We start from the raw sequence: 484 nt of genomic DNA, 5'->3' as shown, positions 1-484 counted from the left end.
CATCAGGAACAACGGTATGCGATTTTTTTATTTCTGGCCGTTGCCGGACAGATATGAATTGCAGAATTAAGAGAGCAGTTTCAGTTCATATTGAACCGTTGAAACCACTCTGCTTTTTTGTCTTTACGCGCATTTTATCCGAAAACCGCTCACACTTTTCGGAATGCACTACAGTGTCCGGATACCTGAGGTGCCCGCGATAACCGCAGCACGCGCAAGCCCGATAAACAAACCATGCTCAACCACGCCGGGAATGGCGAAGAGTGCGCCTGATAATGCTTTTGTATCCGGAATACGGCCAAAAGATGCATCCAGAATATAATGCCCGCCATCCGTCACAAAAATTTCGCCGTCTTTCATGCGCAGGCTCAGCGGCGCTTCCAGACCAAGATCCGTAATGGCCTTTTCAATCGCAATTTTCGTTGCGGCAAGGCCAAAACGGTTCACTTCAACCGGCAGCGGGAATCGTCCGAGTGTATCAACG

1 protein-coding gene is annotated in these 484 nt (G+C 49.2%); it reads right to left on the bottom strand.

Annotated features, from left to right (window positions below):
• Window positions 1-168: 168 nt before the first annotated feature.
• Window positions 169-484: ribose-5-phosphate isomerase A (locus tag HBA93_RS18420; RefSeq protein WP_221724266.1), on the bottom strand; the 316-nt coding region annotated here is incomplete at its 5' end.

This window comes from Ochrobactrum sp. SFR4, assembly GCF_019730395.1.
Taxonomy (GTDB): domain Bacteria; phylum Pseudomonadota; class Alphaproteobacteria; order Rhizobiales; family Rhizobiaceae; genus Pseudochrobactrum.
This window is presented reverse-complemented; position numbering and strand designations above follow the sequence as displayed.